The sequence below is a fragment of the Hymenobacter crusticola genome (assembly GCF_002154225.1).
Lineage (GTDB): Bacteria > Bacteroidota > Bacteroidia > Cytophagales > Hymenobacteraceae > Hymenobacter > Hymenobacter crusticola.
On sequence record NZ_MTSE01000004.1, the window covers coordinates 358,303 to 381,670 of the forward strand.

General features: G+C 53.0%; 14 protein-coding genes. 7 read left to right on the plus strand and 7 right to left on the minus strand.

The features are described 5' to 3' along the window. Positions 1 to 115 precede the first annotated feature (115 nt). On the plus strand, positions 116 to 2,356 hold the full coding sequence (locus BXP70_RS10670; RefSeq protein ID WP_245849595.1) for a family 20 glycosylhydrolase: 2,241 nt from the start codon (positions 116 to 118) through the stop codon (positions 2,354 to 2,356). Then, positions 2,341 to 4,734 (plus strand): GH92 family glycosyl hydrolase, encoded by a 2,394-nt coding sequence (locus BXP70_RS10675; protein ID WP_245849596.1) that lies wholly within the window; start codon positions 2,341 to 2,343, stop codon positions 4,732 to 4,734. The genes BXP70_RS10670 and BXP70_RS10675 overlap by 16 nt, the downstream gene beginning before the upstream one ends. 84 nt (positions 4,735 to 4,818) lie before the next feature. Here BXP70_RS10675 and BXP70_RS10680 read toward each other — a convergent pair whose 3' ends face one another. Further along, positions 4,819 to 5,910: a LacI family DNA-binding transcriptional regulator gene (locus BXP70_RS10680; RefSeq protein WP_086594052.1), complete on the minus strand. Its 1,092-nt coding sequence runs from the start codon at positions 5,908 to 5,910 to the stop codon at positions 4,819 to 4,821. A gap of 1,267 nt (positions 5,911 to 7,177) precedes the next feature. On the opposite strand from BXP70_RS10680, the gene BXP70_RS10685 reads away from it, so the two are divergent. The 4 genes from BXP70_RS10685 to BXP70_RS10700 all read left to right on the plus strand — a co-directional run bounded on the left by BXP70_RS10685 (position 7,178) and on the right by BXP70_RS10700 (position 14,322). Then, positions 7,178 to 10,255 (plus strand): SusC/RagA family TonB-linked outer membrane protein, encoded by a 3,078-nt coding sequence (locus BXP70_RS10685; protein WP_086594053.1) that lies wholly within the window; start codon positions 7,178 to 7,180, stop codon positions 10,253 to 10,255. A gap of 8 nt (positions 10,256 to 10,263) precedes the next feature. Next, positions 10,264 to 11,859, plus strand: coding sequence for a SusD/RagB family nutrient-binding outer membrane lipoprotein (locus tag BXP70_RS10690; protein ID WP_086594054.1), 1,596 nt, complete (start codon positions 10,264 to 10,266; stop codon positions 11,857 to 11,859). Positions 11,860 to 12,019: 160 nt separating this feature from the next. Further along, positions 12,020 to 13,222 (plus strand): carbohydrate-binding family 9-like protein, encoded by a 1,203-nt coding sequence (locus tag BXP70_RS10695; RefSeq protein WP_086594055.1) that lies wholly within the window; start codon positions 12,020 to 12,022, stop codon positions 13,220 to 13,222. Beyond that, the gene (locus BXP70_RS10700) at positions 13,219 to 14,322 is read left to right on the plus strand and encodes a family 10 glycosylhydrolase (RefSeq protein WP_086594056.1); all 1,104 of its coding nucleotides are present in this window, start codon (positions 13,219 to 13,221) and stop codon (positions 14,320 to 14,322) included. The genes BXP70_RS10695 and BXP70_RS10700 overlap by 4 nt, the downstream gene beginning before the upstream one ends. 214 nt (positions 14,323 to 14,536) lie before the next feature. On the opposite strand, the gene BXP70_RS10705 is transcribed toward BXP70_RS10700, so the two are convergent. Then, positions 14,537 to 15,163: a TetR/AcrR family transcriptional regulator gene (locus tag BXP70_RS10705; protein WP_086594057.1), complete on the minus strand. Its 627-nt coding sequence runs from the start codon at positions 15,161 to 15,163 to the stop codon at positions 14,537 to 14,539. A 284-nt stretch (positions 15,164 to 15,447) separates the two neighbouring features. Between BXP70_RS10705 and BXP70_RS10710 the strand changes: the two genes are divergently transcribed. Beyond that, positions 15,448 to 16,326: an NmrA family NAD(P)-binding protein gene (locus BXP70_RS10710; protein ID WP_086594058.1), complete on the plus strand. Its 879-nt coding sequence runs from the start codon at positions 15,448 to 15,450 to the stop codon at positions 16,324 to 16,326. Between the two features lie 128 nt (positions 16,327 to 16,454). Here BXP70_RS10710 and BXP70_RS10715 read toward each other — a convergent pair whose 3' ends face one another. The 5 genes from BXP70_RS10715 to BXP70_RS10735 all read right to left on the minus strand — a co-directional run bounded on the left by BXP70_RS10715 (position 16,455) and on the right by BXP70_RS10735 (position 23,339). Then, a complete protein-coding gene (locus BXP70_RS10715) occupies positions 16,455 to 17,498 on the minus strand; it encodes a UbiA family prenyltransferase (protein WP_086594059.1) in 1,044 nt (347 codons plus the stop codon). 8 nt (positions 17,499 to 17,506) lie between these two features. Beyond that, positions 17,507 to 18,205, minus strand: a complete 699-nt coding sequence (locus tag BXP70_RS10720; RefSeq protein WP_086594060.1) for an HAD family hydrolase — start codon at positions 18,203 to 18,205, stop codon at positions 17,507 to 17,509. Positions 18,206 to 18,723: 518 nt separating this feature from the next. Beyond that, the gene (locus BXP70_RS10725; protein WP_086594061.1) at positions 18,724 to 20,289 is read right to left on the minus strand and encodes a hypothetical protein; all 1,566 of its coding nucleotides are present in this window, start codon (positions 20,287 to 20,289) and stop codon (positions 18,724 to 18,726) included. Between the two features lie 595 nt (positions 20,290 to 20,884). Then, entirely contained in the window at positions 20,885 to 21,958 is a 1,074-nt protein-coding gene (locus BXP70_RS10730; protein ID WP_086594062.1) for a DUF6807 domain-containing protein, read from the minus strand. A gap of 16 nt (positions 21,959 to 21,974) precedes the next feature. Beyond that, positions 21,975 to 23,339, minus strand: coding sequence for a Gfo/Idh/MocA family protein (locus tag BXP70_RS10735; RefSeq protein WP_086594063.1), 1,365 nt, complete (start codon positions 23,337 to 23,339; stop codon positions 21,975 to 21,977). Positions 23,340 to 23,368: the final 29 nt, after the last annotated feature.

A 23,368-nucleotide genomic window follows, 5' to 3' on the forward strand; every position in this document is an offset into this window, starting at 1 on the left:
GACGGTTCCTTCTGTAGAATCAAATACTTAGTTTCTTCACCGCTTAACGAAGCTAACGTTGCCAACCAAAACGCTTTTCTGCTTACTCCTTGCTCTGCTCTTTACTCGCGTATCAGTGGCGCAAACTGCCCCCGAGCGGTACGCGCTGATTCCGTATCCTGCGTCCTTGGTGCCGGCGAGTGGGAGCTTCCCCATCACGAATGCCACCAAGCTAGCTTTGCCTGGCGAGGCCAAGCTGTTTGAACGGGAGGCTGAGCAGTTGCAAGCGCTGTTGACGAATGGCCTAGGGCAGCCCCTGAAGAAAGCTCCGCAAGCGGCGGCCAACACAATCGTGTTCGTCTACGATAAGTCGATAACCGCCCCGGAAGCCTACCGCCTAACCATTACGCCCCAGCAGGTAACCCTAACCGCAAAGGAGCCAGCGGGCATGTTCCGGGCCGTGCAGACGGTGCGGCAACTACTGCCCGCCACTATTGAGAAAGCGCGGAAAGGCACGGCGTCGCTTAGTCTGCCGGCCTTGCAGATTCAGGATCAGCCCGCCTACTCTTGGCGCGGTATGCACCTGGATGTGGCCCGCCACTTCTTCTCGACCGACTACCTGAAGAAGTACCTCGACCTGCTCGCCCTCTACAAGTTCAACAAGCTGCACCTGCACCTCACCGACGACCAGGGCTGGCGCCTCGAAGTCAAGAAGTACCCCGACCTGACGGCCAAAGGCGCGTGGCGCACTTTCAACAACCAGGATTCTAGCTGCATCCGAAAGTCGAAGGACAACCCCGACCTAGCGTTGGACCCGAAGCACCTGCGGCAGCGCAACGGTCACACGGAGTATGGCGGCTTCTACACCCAGCAGCAGATGAAGGACATCATTGCCTTCGCCGCGGCTCGGCACATCGAAATCATTCCGGAGGTCGATATGCCCGGCCACATGATGGCGGCCATCAACGCGTATCCGTTTCTGAGCTGCACGGGTAGCGCGAGTTGGGGCAAGGAGTTTTCCGTGCCGCTGTGCCCCTGCAACGAAAGCACCTACGAGTTTGCTCAAAACGTGCTGAGCGAAGTAGCGGCCTTGTTTCCAAGCAAGTACATCCACATCGGGGCCGATGAGGTGGAGAAAACCACCTGGGCCCAAGCCGGCGCCTGCACCGAACTGATGCAGAAGGAAGGACCCAAGAACGTCAATGAGTTGCAGAGCTATTTCGTCCGCCGGATTGAGAAGTTTCTGCAATCGAAGGGCAAGAAGATGATCGGGTGGGATGAGGTGCTTGAAGGCGGCGTGGATGCTTCGGCCACTGTAATGTACTGGCGCAGCTGGGTGCCCGATGCGCCCGCCCGCGCCGCTCGCAACGGTAACCAGGTCATTATGACCACGAACAACCCGTTGTACTTCGACTACCTGCCCGACAAGAACTCGATTGACAAAGTCTACCACTTCGAGCCCACGCCCAAGGGCCTAGGTCCGGAAGCGGGCAAGGCCATCCTAGGGGCACAGGCCAACCTCTGGACTGAGCAAGTCCCCTCCGAAAACCGCGCCGACTACATGGTGATGCCCCGCATGACCGCCCTGGCCGAAGTAGTCTGGACGAACAAGCCCAGTTACGCTTCTTACCTGCAACGGCTCAAGCAGCACTACCCTAGGTTGGCCCAGCTCAACGTGCTCTACCGCGTGCCCGACCTAGCGGGTTTTGCGGAAGAAAGCGTGTTCGCCACCAGCACCAATCTGACGGTAGAGAAACCACTGAATAACCTGATCATCCACTACACCACCGACGGCAGCAACCCCACGGCCGCGTCGCCGGTGCTGGCGAAGTCGCTGCCGATCAATCAGCCTACGAAGGTGAAGCTAGCCGCCTTCACGCCGGAAGGATTGAAAGGCGACACCTACGCCATCAACTACAAGCAGCAGAGCTACGCCGAGCCGGCCCGCGCCACCGCAACGGAGGCCGGCCTGAAAGCCACCTACTTTGATGGCTACTTCAAAACGGCCGCCCGCATACAGGAGGCTACGGCCAAAGGCAGCGCCATTGTGCAGACAGTGGCCGTGCCCGAGCAAGCCAAGGCCGATAAGTTTGGCGTGCAGTTCCGCGGCTACCTAGCTATTCCCGAAACCGGCATTTACACCTTCTACCTAACTTGCGACGACGGCGGCACGCTGCGCATTGCCGACCGCATGGTGGTCGACAACGACGGCCTGCATTCGGCCATCGAAAAGAACGGGCAGGTGGCCCTAGCCAAAGGCCTTCAGCCGATAGCCCTCGATTTTGTGGAGGGTGGGGGAGGCTACACCCTCCTGCTCCAATACAGCAAAGATGGTAGCGCCCCCCAACCCGTGCCCGCTAGTTGGCTGAAGCACTAGCAGCGTTTCTGCAACTACCTAGCTTTCATTTCGACAACGCCAGTTCCCCACCCATTTTATTGCTTAAGGAAGCCATCTTCATGAAGCCTCACCTTTCCAAGTTTATTATTCCTGCAACCGCGCTGGTCGGTAGCCTTACCGCGTCAATGACCTGTTCGGCTCAAAAAGTTGCTGCCCCGAGCAAAGCGCCTAGCCTTACCCAATACGTTGATCCGTACATCGGTACGGGCTTTCACGGGCACGTTTTTCTGGGTGCCAACGTCCCCTTTGGGGCGGTGCAGCTAGGGCCGATGAATATCTCGGAAGGGTGGGACTGGTGCTCCGGCTACCACTACTCCGATTCTACAATTATCGGCTTCTCACACACGCACTTGAGTGGGACTGGTATCGGTGACCTAGGCGATATTTCGGTTATGCCCACGACGGGCCCAGTCAAGGTTATTAAAGGCACGTTGAAGAACCCGGATAAAGGCTTTTTCTCGTTTTTCTCCCACAAGGAAGAACAAGTAAAGCCGGGTTATTACGCCGTGCGGTTGAAGCGCTACGACATCAAGGCCGAACTGACTACTACCGAGCGCGTTGGCTTTCATCAATATACTTTTCCTAAGTCCGACGAAGCGCACCTCATCGTCGATTTGCAAGAAGGTATCGGCTGGGACCTAGCCACGAACACCCACCTAGAGAAACTGAACGACAGCACCCTGGTGGGCTACCGCTATTCCAAGGGGTGGGCTGTGGATCAGCGCCTGTACTTTGCGGCGGTATTTTCGAAGCCTATCCGCAACTTCACCAGCGTGCAGGTGACGGATTCGTTGGGCAACACCACGCCCGCCGCTACGGGCAACCGCATACGGGGCGTAGTCACCTTCGCCACCAAAGCGGGCGAGAAGGTGAAGCTGAAGGTGGGTATTTCCCCCGTGAGCACCGACAATGCCCTTGCTAACATCAAGGCCGAGGTTCCGCACTGGAACTTCAACAAGACCGTGGCGCAAGCTGATGCTTCCTGGAACAAGGAGCTGCAAAAAGTGCGCATTCAAGCCAACGATAAAGCTCGCTTAACGACCTTCTACACGGCCCTCTACCACACCATGATTGCGCCGTCGGTCTTCAACGACCACAACGGCGACTACTGGGGCACCGACAAGCAAGTGCACAAAAACGCAGGCTTTACTAACCTGACTACGTTCTCCCTCTGGGATACCTATCGGGCAGCACACCCGCTGTTTACGATCCTACAGCCCGAGCGCGTCAACGATATGGTGAGCACCATGCTCGCTATTTACCAGCAGCAAGGCAAGCTCCCGGTGTGGCACCTGATGGGCAACGAAACCAACTGCATGGTGGGCTACAGCGCCGTGCCGGTGGTGGCCGATGCCTACTTGAAAGGCTTTAAGGGTTTCGACGCTAACCTAGCCTATGAGGCTATGAAGACTACTGCGATGCGCGACGAGCCAGGCCTGAAAGCAGTGAGAGAGCTAGGTTTTATCCCGGCTAATAGCGAAGTCGAGAGCGTGTCGAAGGGCTTAGAATACGCCATCGACGATTGGTGCATTGCCCAAATGGCCAAGAAGATGGGCAAGACGGAAGATTACGCCTACTTCAGCAAGCGCGCTAAAAACTACGAAAACTACTTCGACAAAAAGGTGGGCTTTATGCGCGGCCGCGTTTCGCAGACGGAGTGGCGTACGCCCTTCAACCCGTTCTTCTCCAAGCACATGAAGAGCGACTTCACAGAGGGCAACCCCTGGCAATACACCTGGCTCGTGCCGCAAGACGTAGAAGGCCTGATTGGGTTGCTTGGGGGCGAGAAGCGTTTCAGCCAAAAGCTGGATTCACTCTTTGTGGTGAAGGGCGACATGGGCGAGGAAGCTTCCAACGACATTTCGGGCCTCATCGGCATGTACGCCCACGGCAACGAGCCAAGCCACCACATCAGCTATATGTATAGCTACGTGGGCCAGCCCTGGAAAACGGCCGACCAGGTGCGCTTCATCACCGAGAACTTCTACACCACCAAGCCCGACGGCATCATCGGCAACGAAGACGTGGGGCAGATGTCGGCCTGGCACGTCTTCTCGACCCTAGGTTTCTACCCGCTCAACCCCGCCAACGGCGCTTACGTGTTCGGTAGCCCATCCGTCACCCAAGCCACAGTAGCCCTAGGTGGTGGGAAAACGCTTGCCATTGAAGCCAAGAACAACAGCGCAACGAACAAGTACATTCAGAAAATTACGCTGAATGGCAAGCCCTACACCAAGTCGTACATCACGCACCAAGAGCTGCTGCGCGGTGGCAAACTTGTGTTCGACATGGGCAGCAAACCTAGCTCCACCTGGGGCGTTGCGCCAGCCGACCGGCCCAAGTCGGTGATGCAATAAGTCGGCAGCAAGAACCTAGGTACACGTTCTGTAACCAACATTAACAAAGCCGGCAGGCTAGCTCTAAAAGCTAGCCTGCCGGCTTTACTTTTCTACGTAGTAGTGTAGATTTTCCTTTGCGATAATATCGAGGGGTAAGTACTTCAGGGAGGACACTTCTTTCTTGAAGATCAATTGATCGGCCAAGGCGTACAAGCCATAATAGCCCTGCTCTTTCGGGTTCTGATTGATCAAGAAGTCAATGGTTCCTTCTTGCAAGAAGTGGATGTTTTCTTCCAGCAAGTCGTAACCAACCAAACGGATGTGGTGGGGATACTTCTTCAGGTAAGGCGCTATTTCGTACGCCTTGGAGGTGCTGACGAAAATGCCGCGTAGCTGCTCTTGCTCCTGATCCAGCAGTTGCGTGAGCTTATGCGCAAACGATTGCTCCGTTGGGTAAGGAAGATCGATGCTAATAACCGTGTAAGGTTCAGGGCTGCCCTGCGCCGCCGTGCTAGGTTGAGCGGAGGCAAGCTGGGCGAAATAATCCCGAAACCCACGTTCCTTTTGCGTGACGTGGACGGAGTTGGCAATGTCCTCGGCGATGTGCGCAATGAGAAACGTACCTGGTTGTGATTGCCCGAACTGCAACAGTTTGCCAGCCAGAAAACCGCTCTGGTAGGAATCTTGGCCTACGTAGCTTAGCGGTTTAATCTCGGCTATATCGGTGTTGAATAGCACGTACGGAATCTGCAACTGATGCCACTGCTCGAAGAACGGCAACGACTCCCGGTAAAACAGTGGCGCAATCAGAATGCCATGGGGCCGCGACTGGGTAGCTAGCTCAGCTTGCTCCAGAAACGATCCTACTTGGGCCATATCGTACGAGTAGATAGTCAGTTCAACGCCATATTGCTGTAATTCCCGGGCCGCTTTGTTGATGCCGTCCCACGGCGCCTGCCAATAGGGGTCCAGCGTGTGGTTGGGTTGAAGGGCAGCTAGCCGGTAAGTGCGGTTAGAGCCTAGGGTGCGGGCAATCATGTTGGGCTCGTAATCAAGCTCCTTCATCATGGAGAGCACCTTTTGGCGGACATCCTCCGCTACGCGGCCGCGGTTATGAATGACCCGATCTACCGTTCCGACCGAAACGTTTGCTTTGGCTGCTATATCTTTAATACGTACCGCGTTTTTTCCCATAGCTGTACTCAATCTTAATGAAAGGATGACCATCCGGAGAGTTGCGCAAGACAGATGGCCGTGGGTGGAAGAGATACTGTGATAAGTTGGATCGTAAGATGTGAGACCACGACGGGCAGGTAGAGCAAGTTCAGCACGGGTTCTGGTGTAAAATCTGGGCAACGCCGCCCTACGTGCCAAAGGAAAGCTAGGTCTTCCCTTTGGTGGCGCAAACGAAGGTTGCTTCAGGCAGAACCTATTTGGTAGAATAGTCGGCTAGCCGCAGTCCAAGTTGCATTTTAGCGGTCATAATCCTTATTCTTTATCAGCGTTGGCGACAGACCTTATAGTTTGGTAGTAAGCTAGCGTGCACTGAATGGCGAGTAGTGAATGAGTAAGTAGTAACAATAGGTGAGCTACTAAGCACCTTTTCGAGGCTAGAGTCACGCGTAATTTACGCGTTGTGCTAGCTATTCTGCTGACAAACGGCTGCTCCTATCGAGTAGATTATTCTGCGTTTTATTATAAAAACTTTGTAAAAGTACAACGATAGAATACATAGATACTAAATATTTGCGTGTGCGCACACTTACGGGAAATTTATTTGCGTGTGCACACACACTTTTTATTTTATTTATTTGGTTTGTAACTAAAGGGTGATTACGTTTGAATTAACTCATTGATAACTGCTTCTTAAAGTACAGTTAAACCAAGTAGCAGAAATCAACGTCGTCTTGCGCGTGCCACAGAAGCTGAGTCAAGTAGCGTTTTCTTTAATAAACAATCCGTCAGCCGTGAGGCAGAGTGGTTTGGTAGAGCGTAGTTGCGTGTTGATACTTGAAAAAGTTTAGTTTCTAAAGAAGATCAACAGGCACATGAAAACCCTTCTTGATAGGTGAAAACAGATAGTCAGCAGCGGTGAAAGTCTAGTGATGTTTTGCGTGTACGCACACATTCGTTTTCATACTTTATTTGTTTTACCAAACGTCACTCGGTATGTTTAAAAACATCTACTCAGCTAGGTATTGGAAAAATCTTACTTTGTTTTTGTAGTGAGATTAAACGACTTCTTGTTTAAACGTTTTAACAACGTGGCAAAAGCAGCAATTCTGCGCAAGTCTGTACCTCCTCATTCATTTCCGGTCTTTGTGTAGGCTAGCCCTATGACAAGGGATAAATCCTACTTGCCCCACCAAGTAGGATTTCTACTTAACAAGGTTCGCCTTGTTCCAAGCCTCAGGGCTTGCGATCCGATTAACTCATCTTCATCCCCTTATATCAACTCACCATGGTAAGAAGAACTGTACAGTTAATTGTTTTACTCTTGCTGCTTTGTCAAGGCTACAGCTACGCGCAGGCCAGCAAGGTGTCGGGCAAAATAACCGGCTCGGATAATGAGCCGCTCATCGGCGTAAGCATCCAGGTTAGCGGCACCACGCAAGGCACCACTTCCGACGTAGACGGTAATTACGCCCTGGAAGCCCCCAGCAATGCCTCGCTGGTGTTTTCCTACATTGGCTATGTAAGCCAAACCGTCTCGGTTAACGGTCGCTCTTCCATCAACGTGATTATGGCCACCGATACCAAGCAGCTCGGTGAGGTAGTCGTGACGGCCCTAGGTATCAAAAAGGACGAGCGCAAGCTAGGCTACGCCGTTACGAAAGTAGAGGGCTCAGCCCTAAACGTAGCGCGCGAAACCAACGTGGCCAACTCGCTGACGGGCCGCGTAGCGGGTCTGAACGTGGGTGGTACCAGCGGTGGCCCGGGTTCCTCCGCTCGCCTGAACATCCGGGGGGTTACGTCTTTCTCCGGTACGTCTTCGCCGCTGATCGTTATCAACGGTGTGCCCATGGATAACACGGTACGCGGCAGCGCCGGCGAATGGGGCGGCGCTGATCTAGGTGACGGCTTAAGTAACATCAACCCCGATGATATCGAAACCATGACGGTACTGAAAGGCTCTACGGCCTCGGCGCTGTATGGTGCTCGTGCCGCCAACGGCGTAATTCAGATCACGACCAAAAGCGGTATCAAGGGCAAAACCACGATTGAGTACAACACCAACTTGCAGTTCGACCGCCCGGTTGATAACACTGATTTCCAGTACGTTTATGGCCAAGGTAGCCAAGGCGGACGGCCCACAGACGCCGCTTCAGCTATCATTTCGGGCAACACTGCCTGGGGCGAAAAAATGGATGGTACCCCAACGGTAGGCATCGATGGCCAACTGCACCCGTACTCGCCGGTGAAGAACAACATCGAGAAGTTCTATCGCACAGCGCCTTCCTGGACCAACACGCTCGCTATTTCGGGCGGTGGCGACAAAGGCACCTACCGTTTATCGGTGTCGAACCTGGACAGCAAATCTATTCTGCGCAACAGCGGCCTTGATCGGCGGACCGTTAACTTCAACACGGGCTACGACCTGACCAAGAAGCTCAGCTTCAACCTGACCGCTAGCTACATCGACCAGAAAGACCAGAACCGGCCGTACTTGAGCGACTCGCCCTTGAACGCCAACAACATCGTCTTCCTGGCCCCCAACATTGACCAGGCTACGCTGAAGCCAGGTTACAACCCTGACAACAACGGTCTGGAAACGGCTTGGAACTCGGATAGCTACGCCACCAACCCTTGGTTTGTAGTGAACCAGTTCAAAAATGACATCTCACGTAAGCGTCTGATCAGCTCGCTTTCAGCCAAGTACGCGTTTACGGATTGGCTGTCGCTGATGGGCCGCGTAGGCTATGATTACTCCAGCGACCGGCGCTTCAACGTGACGCCTTACGGCACGCTGTATTCGGCTAACGGCGAAGGCGGCTTAGAAAACCTGACCCTAGGTTCGCGCCTAGAACTGAACACCGACGCCTTGCTGTCGTTCAGTAAAAACCTGAACGAAGACTTCTCTATCGATGCTAGCGTAGGAGCCAACTACCGCCGCAACAACTTCGAGAGCAGCCGTTTGTATGGTGGTCAGTTTATCGTGCCTTACCTGTACTCGCCTTCCAACTTGCGTACTCGCAACTCCGAATACCAGTACACCCGATTGGAAACGCCATCGGCTTACTACACCGCCGATTTCACCTACAAGTTCCTGACGCTGAGCACTACGGGGCGCTACGACCAGTTCTCGACGCTGCCGCGCAACAACCGCAGCATCTTCACGCCATCGGTATCGGGTAGCTTCATCTTCTCCGATCTACTCCAGTCGCCAGTACTGAGCTATGGTAAGTTGCGGGCTTCGTACGCCGAAACTAGCGGTGAGCCAGCTCAGCCGTACCAAACGGCCTTCTACTATAACATCAACAACAACATCAACGGGATTGCTCGCAGCTCCTTCGACAGCCAGTTGCCCAACGCGAACCTGAAGCCGTACAGCCTGAATGAGTACGAAATCGGTACGGAACTGCGTTTCCTCAATGGCCGAATTGGCTTAGACCTAGCTTACTTCAACCGGAAAACCAACGGGGAGATTGTGAAGGCCAGCCTTTCTTCTTCCACTGGCTTTGATAGCCGCTCGGTCAACCTAGGTTCGACCCAGAACAAGGGGATAGAGGCAATGCTGACGGTAACGCCGGTGAAGACGGGTAGTTTCAACTGGACTTCGTCGTTCAACATCACCAAGCTGCGCAACAAGGTGCTGGATATCGACAAAACGGACAATCCTCCTCCCTTGCAAACTGGAACTTACCGCCCGATGAACGCATTTATCGACGTGGTAAAAGGGCAAGCCATTGCCCAGATCATGGCCTACGATTACAAGCGTGATGCGAACGGCAATATTGTTGTGGGCGCTAACGGTGTACCGGTGCGCGGCGACTTGAAGCCGATGGGCTCGGGTATTGCTAACTTGTACGGCGGCTGGAACAACGATTTGACCTTCAAGAACTTCAACTTGTCCTTCCTGATCGACTATAAGTTCAACAACAAGGTGTTGTCGGCTACCGAGTACTACTCCATTTCGCGCGGCCTGAACAAAGCGACGCTGGAAGGCCGCGAAACTGGCATTCTGGTTCAAGGTGTGAAAGAAAACGGCGAAGTCAACAACATCACGGTGCCGGCTTATACCTATTATCCGCAGCTAGCTACCAACATTTCGTCGCTATCTGTACTAGATGGCAGCTTCATCAAGTTCCGGCAGCTCACGTTCGGGTACACGCTCAACCAAGCAGTGCTAGCCAGAACGCCTTTCCAAGCCGTGACGCTCTCGTTGGTTGGTCGTAACCTGTTCACGATCATGAAGCACACCGACAACATCGACCCAGAGAATACAATTTCTCCCTTGGTTACGTACGCCGGCGTGGAAGGTGGCTCACTGCCCTTCACCAGAACGTACGGCTTTACTCTCAACGTCAAATTCAAGTAATCGGAGCAATGAAAAAGCCGATCTTCTATATAGCCTTTGCTGCCGTCCTGTTCAGTACTTCCTGTTCGGAGGACCATTTGGATGAGGTGAACACCAACCCCAATGCCGCGTCGGTCGACAACCTCAACCCCAACTACCTGCTGACGGACGGACAGCTGACGTTTGCCAACACTGGGTACTCGCAGCTCTTGTATCCGGGGCCAGCCATCCAAGTCATAGCTAGCACGTTCAACTACTACGGCAACGGCGACAAGTACGTCAACGCTGGTGGGTTTACGGGCTATCAGGCCCTGATCTTCAACGATGGCTACCGGGCGCTTAGCCGGTTGCAGCAGGCCATTGACGTAGCCAATACGCAAGGTGCTGCCCGCTTCACCAACGTGATTGCCATCAGCAATATCATGAGGGTCATGATATTCCAGCGCATCACCGATACTTACGGCGATATTCCGTTCTCCCAAGCCTTGCAAGCTCCGCAGGGCGTTGTGACGCCCCAGTATGATAAGCAGCAGGATATCTATCCTGCCCTGCTGACGCAGTTGGAAGCGGCAATCAATAGCCTCGACGCTGCCGGAGCCAAAGCCTCCGGTGACTTGATGTATGCAGGCGATGTGGCCCAGTGGAAAAAGCTAGGTTACTCGCTGATGGTACGGGTGGCGATGCGCCTCACCAAGGTTGATCCGGCCACGGCCAGAACTTGGACCGAGAAAGCCGCCAAGGCTGGTACCTTAGCTAGCACCGCCGACAACGCCATCGTGAAAACCGATGCTGCGAACGGCGACACGCAGAACGCCACCAGCGGAGCCCTGTTAACGACCGACGACTTCCGGGAATTGAAGTGGAGCAAGACGTTGATTGACTACCTCCGCGCCAACAATGACCCACGCCTAGGCGCCATTGCTGAGATTCCGCTGGCAGGCAAAGCAAACAATGCAAACCAATCACTAAACGGCAACACGGACCCCGCCATTCAGCGTGGTTTGCCTAATGGCTACGACCTCACAGGTACGGGTGCTTTTGATATCCGCAAGCGCGCTGACTATCCGGGGCCAACGGGTACCGGCGATGATATTGCGCCGCTCGGCAACTACTCCCGCCCGCGCGTGAACGTCTACTTCAAAAGGAACGCCCCGAACTTCGTGCTGACCTACGCCGAAACGGAATTTTTGCTGGCCGAAGCTGCTTCCCGGGGCTGGAGCGTGGGTGGTACGGCTGCCACGCACTATGCCAATGGGTTGCGCGGCGCTATGCAATCTTTAGCACAAATGGATGCCGCCGCTACCATCGATGCGGCTGCTATCGAAACCTACGTGACGACCCATCCGCTGCTGGCCACGACTGCTCTGAAGCAAATCAATGAACAATACTGGCTGGAAACGGCTACGACCTTCAGCTTCATCGAAGGCTGGTTTAACTGGCGTCGCTCGGGCTACCCGGAGCTTGTGCCCGTGAACTACCCCGGCAACGTGACCAACGGCACCATTCCACGCCGCATCGTTTATCCTTCAACGGAAATCTCCAACAACCCCAGCGGCTACGCCTCAGGTGTAGCGAGCCTGAGCGGCGGCGACCTGCTGACCTCGCGCGTGTGGTGGGATAAGTAACAGCGAAGGTTCTCATCAAGGCAATGAGGCTTTATTCTAGGCAAGCCTAGGGTAAAGCCTCATTTGCTTTATAGGGCTGGTCGGTACGAGACCATTTAAAAGACAGGCATCAAGCATAAACCAGAAGTGTGTTCTCACTTCACAGATTAAAATAGCGTACATGAAAAAACCTTTCCCTTTTTTCCGGCTGCCGCCAATGTTGCACGCCGTGCGCCCTGATTTGGCGCAAGGAGTAGTGGCTGGTCGGGGGAAGCAGAGGCACCCTAGGTCGGCTAAGAGTTGGGGAAGCCTACTTTGCTTGGTGGGGCTAGCCTTGCCGCTCCACGCCCAAAATCAAACTGCATTTCAGGGCTTGGAGGCACTCTTTACGCCACCTAAAGGCTATGTGGTGCAGCACACAAGTCAGCCTCTGACTATGGACGGCAACCTGCGGGAAAGCGACTGGCAGAAAGCTGCTTGGACCACAGATTTCGTTGATATCGAGGGGGCGGCCAAGCCGCTACCTAGCTTGCAGACACGGGTGAAGATGCTGTGGAACGACTCTACGCTGTTCATTGCCGCTACCATGCAGGAGCCGCAAATCTGGGCTACGCAAACGCACCACGACGACATCATCTACAAAGACAATGATTTCGAGGTGTTTATTGACCCCGATAATAACACGCACCAGTACTTTGAAGTCGAGGTCAATGCTATCAACAAAATCTTTGACCTCTACCTACCCAAACCGTATCGCAATAAAGGAGACGCCCTGATCAGCTGGGACGTGGCCGGCCTGCAATCGGGGGTGAGCATCGACGGCACGCTTAATCAGCCGCGGGACCAAGACAAGGGCTGGACCGTGGAAATGGCGATTCCGCTGAAAGCGGTGCGCATGGGCTTCCCTTTGCAAACCCCCACGGAAGGCACTTTGTGGCGCATCAACTTTTCGCGGGTGGAGTGGGATACGAAGGTGGTGGGCGATAAAAATCCGAAGCTCCGAGATGCGGCGGGCAAAGACCTACCCGAGCACAACTGGGTTTGGTCGCCGCAGGGCGTCATCAACATGCACTATCCGGAACGCTGGGGCTACTTGCAGTTCACCCGCCAGGCCAACACCACGTTTCAGCTACCGCCGGCCGAACTGCGCAAGCGTTACCTCTGGCTGGTGTACTATCGCCAGCAGCAGTACCGGGAGAAGAACGGCCGGTATGCCACCTCACTCGCCGAATTGAAGATTACGCCGCAAGTTGACGTCGACAAACAAGCTAACCAGCTCCAGCTAGCCGCCACGCCTCTTCAGTTCACTGCCTCCATTACGGCCACGGGCAAGGCCACTATTCGCATCAACGACGAAGGACTACTTGAAACGCTAACACCATGACCAGCCGCCGCCGATTTGTTAAGAACAGTTTGCTAACGGGGCTTTCGGCCTCGGTACTGCCTGCCGTAGCTCAGGTTGCCCTCCCTGCCGCAGCTCCCAAAACGGGCTGGAAACATTGGGTATGGATCAACCCGGACCAAAAGGATACAGCGCAACAGCTAGCGGAGCGCTACCGAAAGTATTACGAAGCGGGCATCCGCGGAATCTTCTTTGAGCAGGATAGTGAAAAGCATTTCCGGGCGGCAAAGGCCCAAAAGCTAGAAGCGCACCGCTGGATCTGGACGATGAACCGCGGCGAAAAGACCCTGCTACAAGCACACCCCGAGTGGTACGCCGTCAGCCGCAAGGGCGATTCTTGTGCTACTAACCCACCGTACGTCAACTATTACCGCTGGCTGTGCCCTTCCCGGGAGGAAGTGAAAAAGTACTTGGAGCAGGATTATGCCGCCGCCCTGAAGAAGGATTACATCGACGGTATCCACCTCGACTACGTGCGCTTCTGCGACGTTATTCTGCCCGTGAACCTGTGGGACAAGTATAAGATCGTGCAAACCAGCGAGCTGCCGGAGTATGACTTCTGCTACTGCCCGGTGTGCAAAGCCGCCTACAAAGCTGAACACGGCATCGACATTGATACCGTACAGTACCCGGAGGCTAGCCCTTCGTGGCGGATATTCCGTTATCAGCGCGTAAACGAAGTGGTGCGCCGGCTTACAGCTGTGGCCAAGTCATATAAGAAACCCATCACCGCTGCCGTTTTTCCCACCCCCGATATTGCCCATCGCAACGTGAAGCAAGACTGGGTCAACTGGAATATCAGCGCCGTGTGCCCCATGATCTACCACGGGTTCTACAAGGAAAACGTGGCCTGGATCGGGCAAGCCGTAGCGGAAGGCGTGAAGGCGCTGAACGGTAAGTTTCCACTGTATGCTGGGTTGTTCCTGCCCGATTTCAAGAACGATACGGAAGTACAGCAAGGCATCGAAAATGCTCTAAATAATGGCGCGGCAGGTGTTTCCTTGTTCGGCGACGTATCGGACGGAGCGCTAGCTGCCTTAAAAGCTGCGTCGGCAAAAGTGCAGAATAAAGCAGCCGGCTAGCAAAGGCGCCGTCCGCGTTTGAGGCTAAGCTAGCTGCTGCGTTTGCGGCAAATGGTGCACACTAATGGGCGCTTTTACGGGATTACTTACGCGTGCCCCTAGGTTTGGAACTAGGGGCACGCCTTTTTAAGTAGAGTTCTTCTCGGCTCTGAAGAGGCTGAGATACAAAGTGATACTTGATAACTGCCCTAGCCTTTGAAGGTGAGAGAGCGGCCTAAGCGGCCGTGCCGTTTGGGGCTATCAAAGCAGCTACTATACTTTGGATAGGAGCTAGGTCGACAGCCGGGCGCGAGCCTAGGTTGTCTGACCACACGAGTTGAGGCTCGACCAAGCCGAACAAGGCACGCGTAAAGCGAGGGTACAGCAGCTGACCCATTAGTTTCTGAGCTAGCTGTTGGCTTACTTCCGGGCTCGTTGATAACCGTTCGAGCAGGAACGATGCTATGCGAGCCTGCACGTTCTCAAAAAGCGCCTCGTGCAAACGTACGGCTCCCTGGGGGAAGCGCTCCGCCTCGGTGATGCTTAGTCGGCACAAACGCAGTGGTTTGCTGGATAACATCGTTTCGAGAAAACGAGCGCAGAACAAGACCAACGCCTGCTCAGTGTCATGCGCATAAGCCGCGGGCGATTTTAGGTGATCGAGCTGTAAGTCTAAGACCAGATCAAAGACCGCTAGAAATAAGTTGTCCTTATTAGTGAAATGAGCGTAGAGCGTGCGTTTGGTCGTGCCCGCGTGCTCAGCAATTTGATCCATCGAGGCCCGCTCGAAGCCGACTTTTAAGAAGACTGCTTTAGCCGCATGTAGCATCTGTTGCCGAAGCTCGGCACCGCGTTTGGCCATCTAGTTGGTTGAGTAATTCACTGGCCGCCTTCCGGCGCCCACACGTACAAATCGCAGATTAATCGGCTATCGGCCATGCCACTTAGCGCAAAACTTGCTGGTTAAGCACCACTAAGAATATAGGCTAGCCGGTGCAAAAATAAGTTCTTCTGCTGGTTCTGCTCTCCGCTAAGATGATTCCTAGACCTATAATGAGCAACTCCAACAAAATAGTTTACGGCCTGTTGTTGTAAGTATACTATACAGTATAGTATACTTGTGTACTCAAATCAGAATGCAACCTCATGAAAATTGTCGTAACAGGATCCTTGGGAAACATTAGCAAGCCGCTAGTTGAAAGCTTAGCACAAAAAGGCCACGCCATTACCGTCGTTAGTAGTAAGCCGGAAAAGCAGGAAGCCATTGAAGCACTGGGCGCTACCGCCGCTATTGGCTCGGTAGAAGATGCTGCTTTTCTAACCACCGCCTTTTCTGGTGCCGATGCTGTGTACCTGATGATACCGCCCAATTTCACGGAGGCCGACCAAATTGCGTACTACCGGCGTCTAGGCAGCAACTACGTTCATGCCATTCGCCAAACGGGAGTAAAGCGAGTAGTTGGGCTAAGCAGCTGGGGCGCGCACCTCGACAAGGGAACTGGTCCTATCCTAGGTTCGCACCACGTAGAAGGCCTGCTAAACGAGCTGACTGACGTAGCACTAACGCATTTGCGGCCCACTTCTTTCTACACCAACCTGTACGGCTTCGTCAGTATGATAAAAGGAGCGGGCTTCATCGGGGCTAATTACGGAGGTGATGACAAAGTAGCCATGGTTCATCCCCGAGATATAGCCGACGCCGCTGCTGAAGAGCTAACGACTGCCGCCGCTACTGGGCAGCGTATACGCTATGTTTCGAGCGACGAGTGCACCTGCAACGAAGCCGCACGCGCGCTAGGTGCTGCCATCGGCAAACCAGACCTAGCCTGGGTGCTTTTCACCGACCAGCAGATGCAGGAAAATCTGGAGAAGAATGGCGTGCCAGCGCCTGTCGCTACAGGCGTTGTAGAGCTGTACGCCAGCATTCATAATGGCCGCTTAGGGGAAGATTACGAGCTGCATAAGCCTGCGATGGGCAAGGTGAAGTTGGCTGATTTCGCAAAAGAATTTGCGGCGGCTTTTTAGGAAAGGGTTTGTGTTGCTAGAAGCTAGCAGTAACAAAAAGCAACCCCCTAGGTAAGAGTAATACCCACAAAAAAGCCCTTTCTCATGCGACGAGAAAGGGCTTTTTCGTAAGTACTGAATGAACGGCTTTAGAAGCTCTTATTCAGGCTATAGGGTTCGTTCTGAAGGTTGCTGAGGAAAGGCAGGTCGACGAACATCAGCGTCACGAGCAAGGCGCAAAACAAGAACACGTACAGCATGAACCACTTGCGCGTATAAAGTTTCTCGGAGCCCTGCACAGGCGAGTTCTCGAGCAAACCAATCTTGAGGTACCACGCGAACAGCAAGGCGAAGAAGGGGAAGCTGATCAGGAGCTCAATTCGGTTCTTAATCAGGAAGATACCCAGGAAGAAAGCCGAGGTAAGCGCGTAGAAGAACATCGAAATCAGCAGGCTGTGCTCGGTGTAGAACTTAAACGAGCGACGATACAAACCAGCTAGCTCGGGGTCTTTGATCAGGCGATATTCGGCAAAGCGCTTGGTCGCCATCAGGAAGGCACCACCCATCCAGTAGGCAATGATGATGCTGGAAGGAGGGAGGCTATTAAAGAAAGCTAGGCCGCTGAAAGTGCTCACCGATAGCGCAGGCGCCACAATGAACCAGCCAAGCGCAAAACGGATCGGGTTGTTAACGGACTCAGATAGTACGTCCAAATACACGCGCTCCTTGGTGCGGAATGGGCGCACATTGTACATCACGCCCATGAACAGCAAGAACACGGAGATCAGCAAAAACTGCATGCTGATTTGTGCCGCCAGAATAAAGCCGACGGCCGCCAGCGCAAACCACTCGGTGTACACGAGTGCTGGGCTAACCACGCGCACCACGGATGTCCGCTTCTTCTTGAGCGGGTGAAACTTGTCGAACTCGGCGTCGAGGTACTCGTTGATGACGTAATTCGCGGAAGCTACCAAGCAAGTACTTACCAAGCCCATCACCAGTTTCGTGAGCAGGGTGGCATCGATAGCCGGACTGTAGATGAGGAGGGCGAAGAGCACCCCAGGCATCATAAAGACGTTTTTAACCCAGTTATCGGGGCGAGCAATGGCAATGTAGTCTTTCAGACCCGCCGGAATGGTGGCAACCGCTGGTTCGGCCGCGGCATTTTCGGGTAATGCAGAAGATTGGCTCATATGGTCGTTTATACTGTGACGAAAGATGTAGTAGCTTGATCTTCAAGCTTTCGATAAAAATCAAATCGGTCGAAGGGCTGCTTATCCACGATGAGATAAGGCATCCCTGCTCGTTCGGCGCAAATGCCATCTAACTCGGGCCGGTCGCCAATGAATAGGCATTCGCTGGGCGCTAGGCCTAGCTTTTCGGCCACGTAAAGCAGACCGTCGGGGGCGGGTTTTAGGCGATTAATTTCCGGGTCGGTGGAGCTGACCACCACGTCGGCAGTTAGGCCCATGGCGGCTAGCTTGTCGTGGGCTTTGTAGTCGGAGTAGATGCCTATTTTGATGCCTTGGCGGCGGAGGGCGTCGAAAAAAGACTGCGTGCCGGGATATACACAGCTGAGCAAGTACTGGTTGGGGTGCTGGAACATCCAGCGGTTCACCACTTGCTTGATTTTCTCGACCGGAACGCGGCCGTTGTCGGTACACCAGGCGTATTGCGCATTCTCTAGGTCTGGCTCATCGGCGCCGGGCCGTTTTTCACGCTCGACCCGAAAACGTTGCAAAATCCGGAGTTCCTGAAGTTGCCAAGGTCGCAGAGCATAGTGCATCAGCAGGTCATAAAGCATGCGGCGCCGCAGCTTCGACTGGGTATACAAAGTGCCGTCTACATCGAATATGACGGCTTTGATCTTATGCCACTGAATGTCTGACTGTAAGCTCATACGTTAATAAGATTCTTACCAGTACAGCAACCTCCAAAATATAAACTTACCGGCGCTAGTATGGATTTCGTGTAATAATGTTCAAATGTATGTCGAAAAGATTAAAACAATTGCAATGGTAAAAATTTGATAACGAATTAGAACGTAACAAGACTGTTCAGCTTACCGCCATAAAATCGGCACCAGAATGCGTGGAAGATGATTTCTAGGTTGAAATGGGTTGCCTAGGTAGAGTGATAATTAATCAAAATTTTAGACAAACAAAGGAAGATAGTACTCCTCAAACTACTGCCAGTACTGCTGGAACTCTATGTGAAAGGAAGGTGCGTCAACTGAGCACGTTACGTTTTGGGCTAGGTCAAGAAAGCACTATAAGCATGCTTTAGCCAAGTAGAACGATTAGTAGTATAATGATTCGCAGTACCTAGCACCCTTCCACAAACCTACGCCGGGGCAAAGACGGGAAGGGCAGCGCTCGTGGAGGTAAGGCTACAGCCTTCGGCGCCGTAGCAAAGCAGTTAGATGCTTTTGCGTTTCAGCAAATGCCAGTTATCTACGTCTTTCACTTTGGTGAACGTATTCAAGGAATCCAGAATCCGCTGATGATTTGCCGGAATTTTGCCTCTTACCAGCAAGTAGTCAGCTTTCTGTAATAGTTTGCGCGGATTTTCATTGAAATACATGCGCTCCTGAGAAGGCAACCCGCCGCTTTCTTTTCTTCTGATCATGCCAAAGCGATAATCAATTATTTTACTTGTGGTGATGCCTTGGTGTTGGATGATATAAAAGCACTGGTAATGATCATACACCATTCGCCCGCGGTAGAAAGGATCATAATTCATGTAAGAGAGCACCTTGCTGTTATCCTGCGGGAAAACTTGCGCGAAGTTTTTGTTCTCTTGATTGAATTGATACAGATATTGAGCCCATAAACCTAGGTGCACTATTGCTACCAAAGTAGCTGCGTAAGCAAAAAACCTGGTATTAAATTCAGATATTTTGCTTCCAATAAAAATAAAGGCAAATAGAAGAATAGTAGAGAACCGTTCGTATAGTGGTTCTTGACCTGGAATACGCGATGGTAAAATGAAATAACAACCTAGGCTAACGAAAAAGAAAATAACGATATAAGTAAATTTATTATTTGGATCTAAGATAGAATTGAGAGGTATTGCTTTGTTGCGTTTAACCAGGTACTGGTAAAGTAGCACGGCGATGGGTACTACAATAATCAAAGTGAGCAGGAGCGCCACAATTTTTCCAACGATACCGCTAAAGAGTTGTGCATTATCAGCTACTAGGAATTTTACCCTATCCAGGTAAGTCGTCCAAAACTCTCGTGCGTAATACTCCTTCATAAAAGCCCCCGTAGATACTTCGCTGGGGGTGTACGCGGTAGTGCCTTCTGCTGATTTCTGAAGAAAAAACCACCAGTACGCTATTAAAGCTCCTAGGGGCAGAAGAACCAAAGAATTTAAAACGAGCTTTCCAAAGTTGCTTTTGTAGCGATACAGTAAAAAAGCGCCTACCATCATGAGGCCGAACAAGGCCACCATGGCGTGTGAGAAATAAACTAAAATTAGGAACGAGGCTATTCCTATCATATTCAGGAAATGGTTGCTCTTAGGATCAAGCGTACGTAACCACAGCCATAGGATAAGTAATATAACGTCATTCGCTAGGGCATTACCAGTAAAACCAAACGTGAGGTTGTAGCCATAGACTAAAACAAAACCAGTAAGCGCAAACCATCGGTTGCCATTTATTTCTTTTATAATTAAGTAAATTAGTGGTGGTAAGCTAATAACAATGAGTAGATGAAGGATCTTGTTTGCTATTTCTACACTCGAGAAAATAGGCAACGCGAAGAAAAATAAATGAAATGTGTTGGGGTAAAAGAAGTAATGTAGCGTATAGTATTCGTTGAATTTATTAGAAGCTTGATTATAGTATTTATAAATAGTTCCTTCTGCTAAATGGCTAGCTACGTCTGCGAAAGGAAAGTAGGTAACGCTTAGGATAACAACCGCGTGGATTAATAAAAGCAACAGAAAGACGATCCAGAAATTGCGTTTACTTTTCATGTTGTATAATGCTTAATGCGAGAATGCTTTGTGCGGAAGACTCAGCTTATGAATTACGGTCTATTTGCTAGGATTCAGTTTATCGTTGGCCCAGGCGGGTACCGAGTGGGAAAGTGCCTAGGGTGAGATAAAGCAATTGTGCTTGTCAGTAGCAAAGGGGCATCGCTTCAGGGAGCACAGACGTGGTTGGCAGTTCTACTTTCTATACGCTACCGTCTTTTCTGGCCTTATTCTCTAACTCCTACCGTGCTAAGCGCAGGAATAACACGTCCACTACGGGGCCGAATTGTTAGTAAAATGAGGCAAACAGGGCTGCTGTCGTCCGCAAGTTTAGAACAATAGTTGGTTAAAATGATATTTTATGGTGCCGTGTAGAGAGAAATCTTCACGCGAAGCGAAGGGTAGGCGCTTATTTAGCAGGCAATAGCACTGGTTACTATGTGTGTAAAGTGCTGATTGTTAGCATGATTTACTTAGATGTTACTGCGTAGTTTGAAAGTGAGTTGGCTGCTACGCAAAGCGCCCTGAACCTAGCTGAAAGGTTCAGGGCGCTTGAGGGTATGCGTAAAAGCAAAGAAGCTAGGTGACGCTTGTGCTACTTAGCAGAGGCCACACTCTTCTTAGCGAAGTCGGCAGCGGCGTCGTTCAGCTGTTTCGTCGTGGGGGTCTTGCCACCTTCGTCGATGAGGATGCGGTAACGGAACGTCACCGATTCGCCTTTTTTCAGTTGCAGATTCTTTGCTGACTTATCATTGGTAAAGATCTTCTCGCCCAAGGGGTTGGCGGCGAACAAGCCGTAGCCGCGGGCATGCCAGAAGGTGGGGTAGTTCACGTTCTTGGGATGGTCGATGATGGTGATGCTCACCGAGTCCTGGCCCATTTTGCCATACACTTTGCACCACGTAGCCCGCGTGCTCCAGGCATCGTTGCCGCGCTTGCCGGCACTGGTGATATAGTTACCATTCGGCGTCTTGTCGGTGCCGGCTTTCACTACCGTCACGATGCCTTTGCTGTCCGTGAACTTCTCGTCTTTGTCGGAGGGTATCTGCAACTCGTGAGCCAGGCGCAAACCTAGCAGGCCGTCTTTCGCGTCCGTAAAGGTCACCACGTCCATCACCGCTTTCAGCGTCGTGACGCGGTCGATGGTCCGCTCGCGCTCCGTGCCGCTGAACTCGAAGCGGGTGGTTTCCTCCAGCAGCACCTCGTTTTTCTGGTTCGTCCAGTTGGCGTGGTAAGCTAGGGTACCGGTCGGGCCGCTGGTAGTCGTCAGGATCTTATCCGTTTTGATCCAGCCGTACGTGCTTTTTTTCTCCTGCGGAATAGCGTAGGAGTTGTTCCAGAAATCGAGGCCGTTCACGTTCTCGAAGTTGAGCCACAACCCTAGGTGGTGGGGGTGGTCGGTGGGGTCGCCGGGCCGCGGATTAACCGGGAAGCCGCGCGTGACAACGGTGCCGTTGGCCGCGCGAATGGGGTAGAGCACCGGCTTTTCCAAGGTGTCGGGGTACATGAAGGTGGTGAACACCTGCTTGCCCACGTACACATCGATCTTCTTAGCTTTTGGATCTTTCACCACCCGCACCGCCTCCGATTTCTGGGCAGTAGCTTCCGAAAAGCTAGCTAGGGTCAGCAGCAGCGCTACGCCACTAGGTAAAGCTGTTTTTAGCATCATGCGTTGGGTTAACTAGTTAAGCAAGAAACGCTTTTCCACCGGCCATTACTTCCTGGCTCTTCTCGTCGAAGGTAGCTTTCTGGCCCGTGTGCACCGATGCGTTGGTCATGATGGTGGCGATGGAGTGGCTGTAGCCGGCTTCCACGGGCGCGTTGGGCGTCTTGCGGCTGCGCACGCATTCCATCCAGTTGCGGATGTGGTTGGAGGTCAGTCTGTCGCCGCCGGTATTAGCGGAAGCAATGACGGGCTCCACTTCCGATAGGCTCATTTCCGACAGTAGGTTAGCCTTCATTTTCATAGCATCAGCGGCTTTCTGAATCAGGCCGCCGGTGGGCGATACCTTGTTGGTGTTCAGGTTCAGCTCGCCGCCGTTGGAGTAGTAGATTTCGGCGGGGTGCTCGTCGCCGTTGTGCATGCGCGAGCCGAAGGTTACCTGGAAGCCGTTGGAGAGGTCGTTGGCTGGGCCATAATCGAAGACCGCCGTAATGGTGTCCCAGTTGCGGCGACCGTCTTTCCACATGTAAATGCCGCCATTAGCCACCACACTACGAGGGTGTTGCAAGCCGCTGAACCAGTGCACAGTATCAATCTGGTGCGACATCCACTGGCCGGGTAGGCCCGACGAATACGGCCAGAACAAGCGGAACTCTAGGTACTTGCGGGCGTCGAAGGCTTCCTTGGGGCGGTTCATGAGGTAGCGCTTCCAGTCAGTATCCTCTTCCTTCAGCAGCGGCACCACGTCGGGGCGGCGCCACCGGCCGGGCTGGTTCACGTTCCAAGTCAGTTCTACCATTGTGATGGGACCAAACTTGCCCGATTTGATGAAGGCTTCGGCGGCGTGGTAGTTGGAGCCGCTGCGGCGCTGGGAGCCGATCTGCACGATCTGCTTGGAGGCTTTCACGGCCTTCAGGGCGGCGCGGTTGTCTTCCATGGTTTCGGCGAAAGGCTTCTCCACGTAAGCATCGCAGCCGGCTTTCACCGCTTCAATGGTGTGCAGAGCGTGCTGGAAGTCGGCGGTGCTGATAAACACAGCATCCACGGCCTTCTTGTCGTACATCTCCTCGTTGTTGCGGTAGGCCACCACGTCGTGGCCCATCTTCTCTTTCCAAGTGGCGGCGCCTTGCTCCCGACGCATTTTCCAGATGTCCGATACGCCCACTATGTCGAAGTTCAACTCTTTATAGTGGTTCATGAAGCACGGAATGTGCGTGGCGCGGTGGCGGTCGGAGAAACCAACTACACCCACCCGCACCCGGTCATTGGCGCCGATGATGCGCTTGTAGCTGCTGGCCGACCAGGCTACTTGCGAGAACATAACGCCGGCGCTAGCGAGAGCCGCTTGCTTTATAAAATCGCGACGGGGATTCGATTCGTTTGACATGGGAATAATTTTTTAGAGTTAAGAGAGGA

Bases quoted from the DNA above. Each gene is read 5' to 3' on its own strand.
- BXP70_RS10680 (WP_086594052.1), bottom strand. From the start codon at position 5,910: ATGGGAAAAAACGCGGTACGTATTAAAGATATAGCAGCCAAAGCAAAC.
- BXP70_RS10685 (WP_086594053.1), top strand. From the start codon at position 7,178: ATGGTAAGAAGAACTGTACAGTTAATTGTTTTACTCTTGCTGCTTTGT.
- BXP70_RS10690 (WP_086594054.1), top strand. From the start codon at position 10,264: ATGAAAAAGCCGATCTTCTATATAGCCTTTGCTGCCGTCCTGTTCAGT.
- BXP70_RS10695 (WP_086594055.1), top strand. From the start codon at position 12,020: ATGAAAAAACCTTTCCCTTTTTTCCGGCTGCCGCCAATGTTGCACGCC.
- BXP70_RS10700 (WP_086594056.1), top strand. From the start codon at position 13,219: ATGACCAGCCGCCGCCGATTTGTTAAGAACAGTTTGCTAACGGGGCTT.
- BXP70_RS10705 (WP_086594057.1), bottom strand. From the start codon at position 15,163: ATGGCCAAACGCGGTGCCGAGCTTCGGCAACAGATGCTACATGCGGCT.
- BXP70_RS10710 (WP_086594058.1), top strand. From the start codon at position 15,448: ATGAAAATTGTCGTAACAGGATCCTTGGGAAACATTAGCAAGCCGCTA.
- BXP70_RS10715 (WP_086594059.1), bottom strand. From the start codon at position 17,498: ATGAGCCAATCTTCTGCATTACCCGAAAATGCCGCGGCCGAACCAGCG.
- BXP70_RS10720 (WP_086594060.1), bottom strand. From the start codon at position 18,205: ATGAGCTTACAGTCAGACATTCAGTGGCATAAGATCAAAGCCGTCATA.
- BXP70_RS10725 (WP_086594061.1), bottom strand. From the start codon at position 20,289: ATGAAAAGTAAACGCAATTTCTGGATCGTCTTTCTGTTGCTTTTATTA.
- BXP70_RS10730 (WP_086594062.1), bottom strand. From the start codon at position 21,958: ATGATGCTAAAAACAGCTTTACCTAGTGGCGTAGCGCTGCTGCTGACC.
- BXP70_RS10735 (WP_086594063.1), bottom strand. From the start codon at position 23,339: ATGTCAAACGAATCGAATCCCCGTCGCGATTTTATAAAGCAAGCGGCT.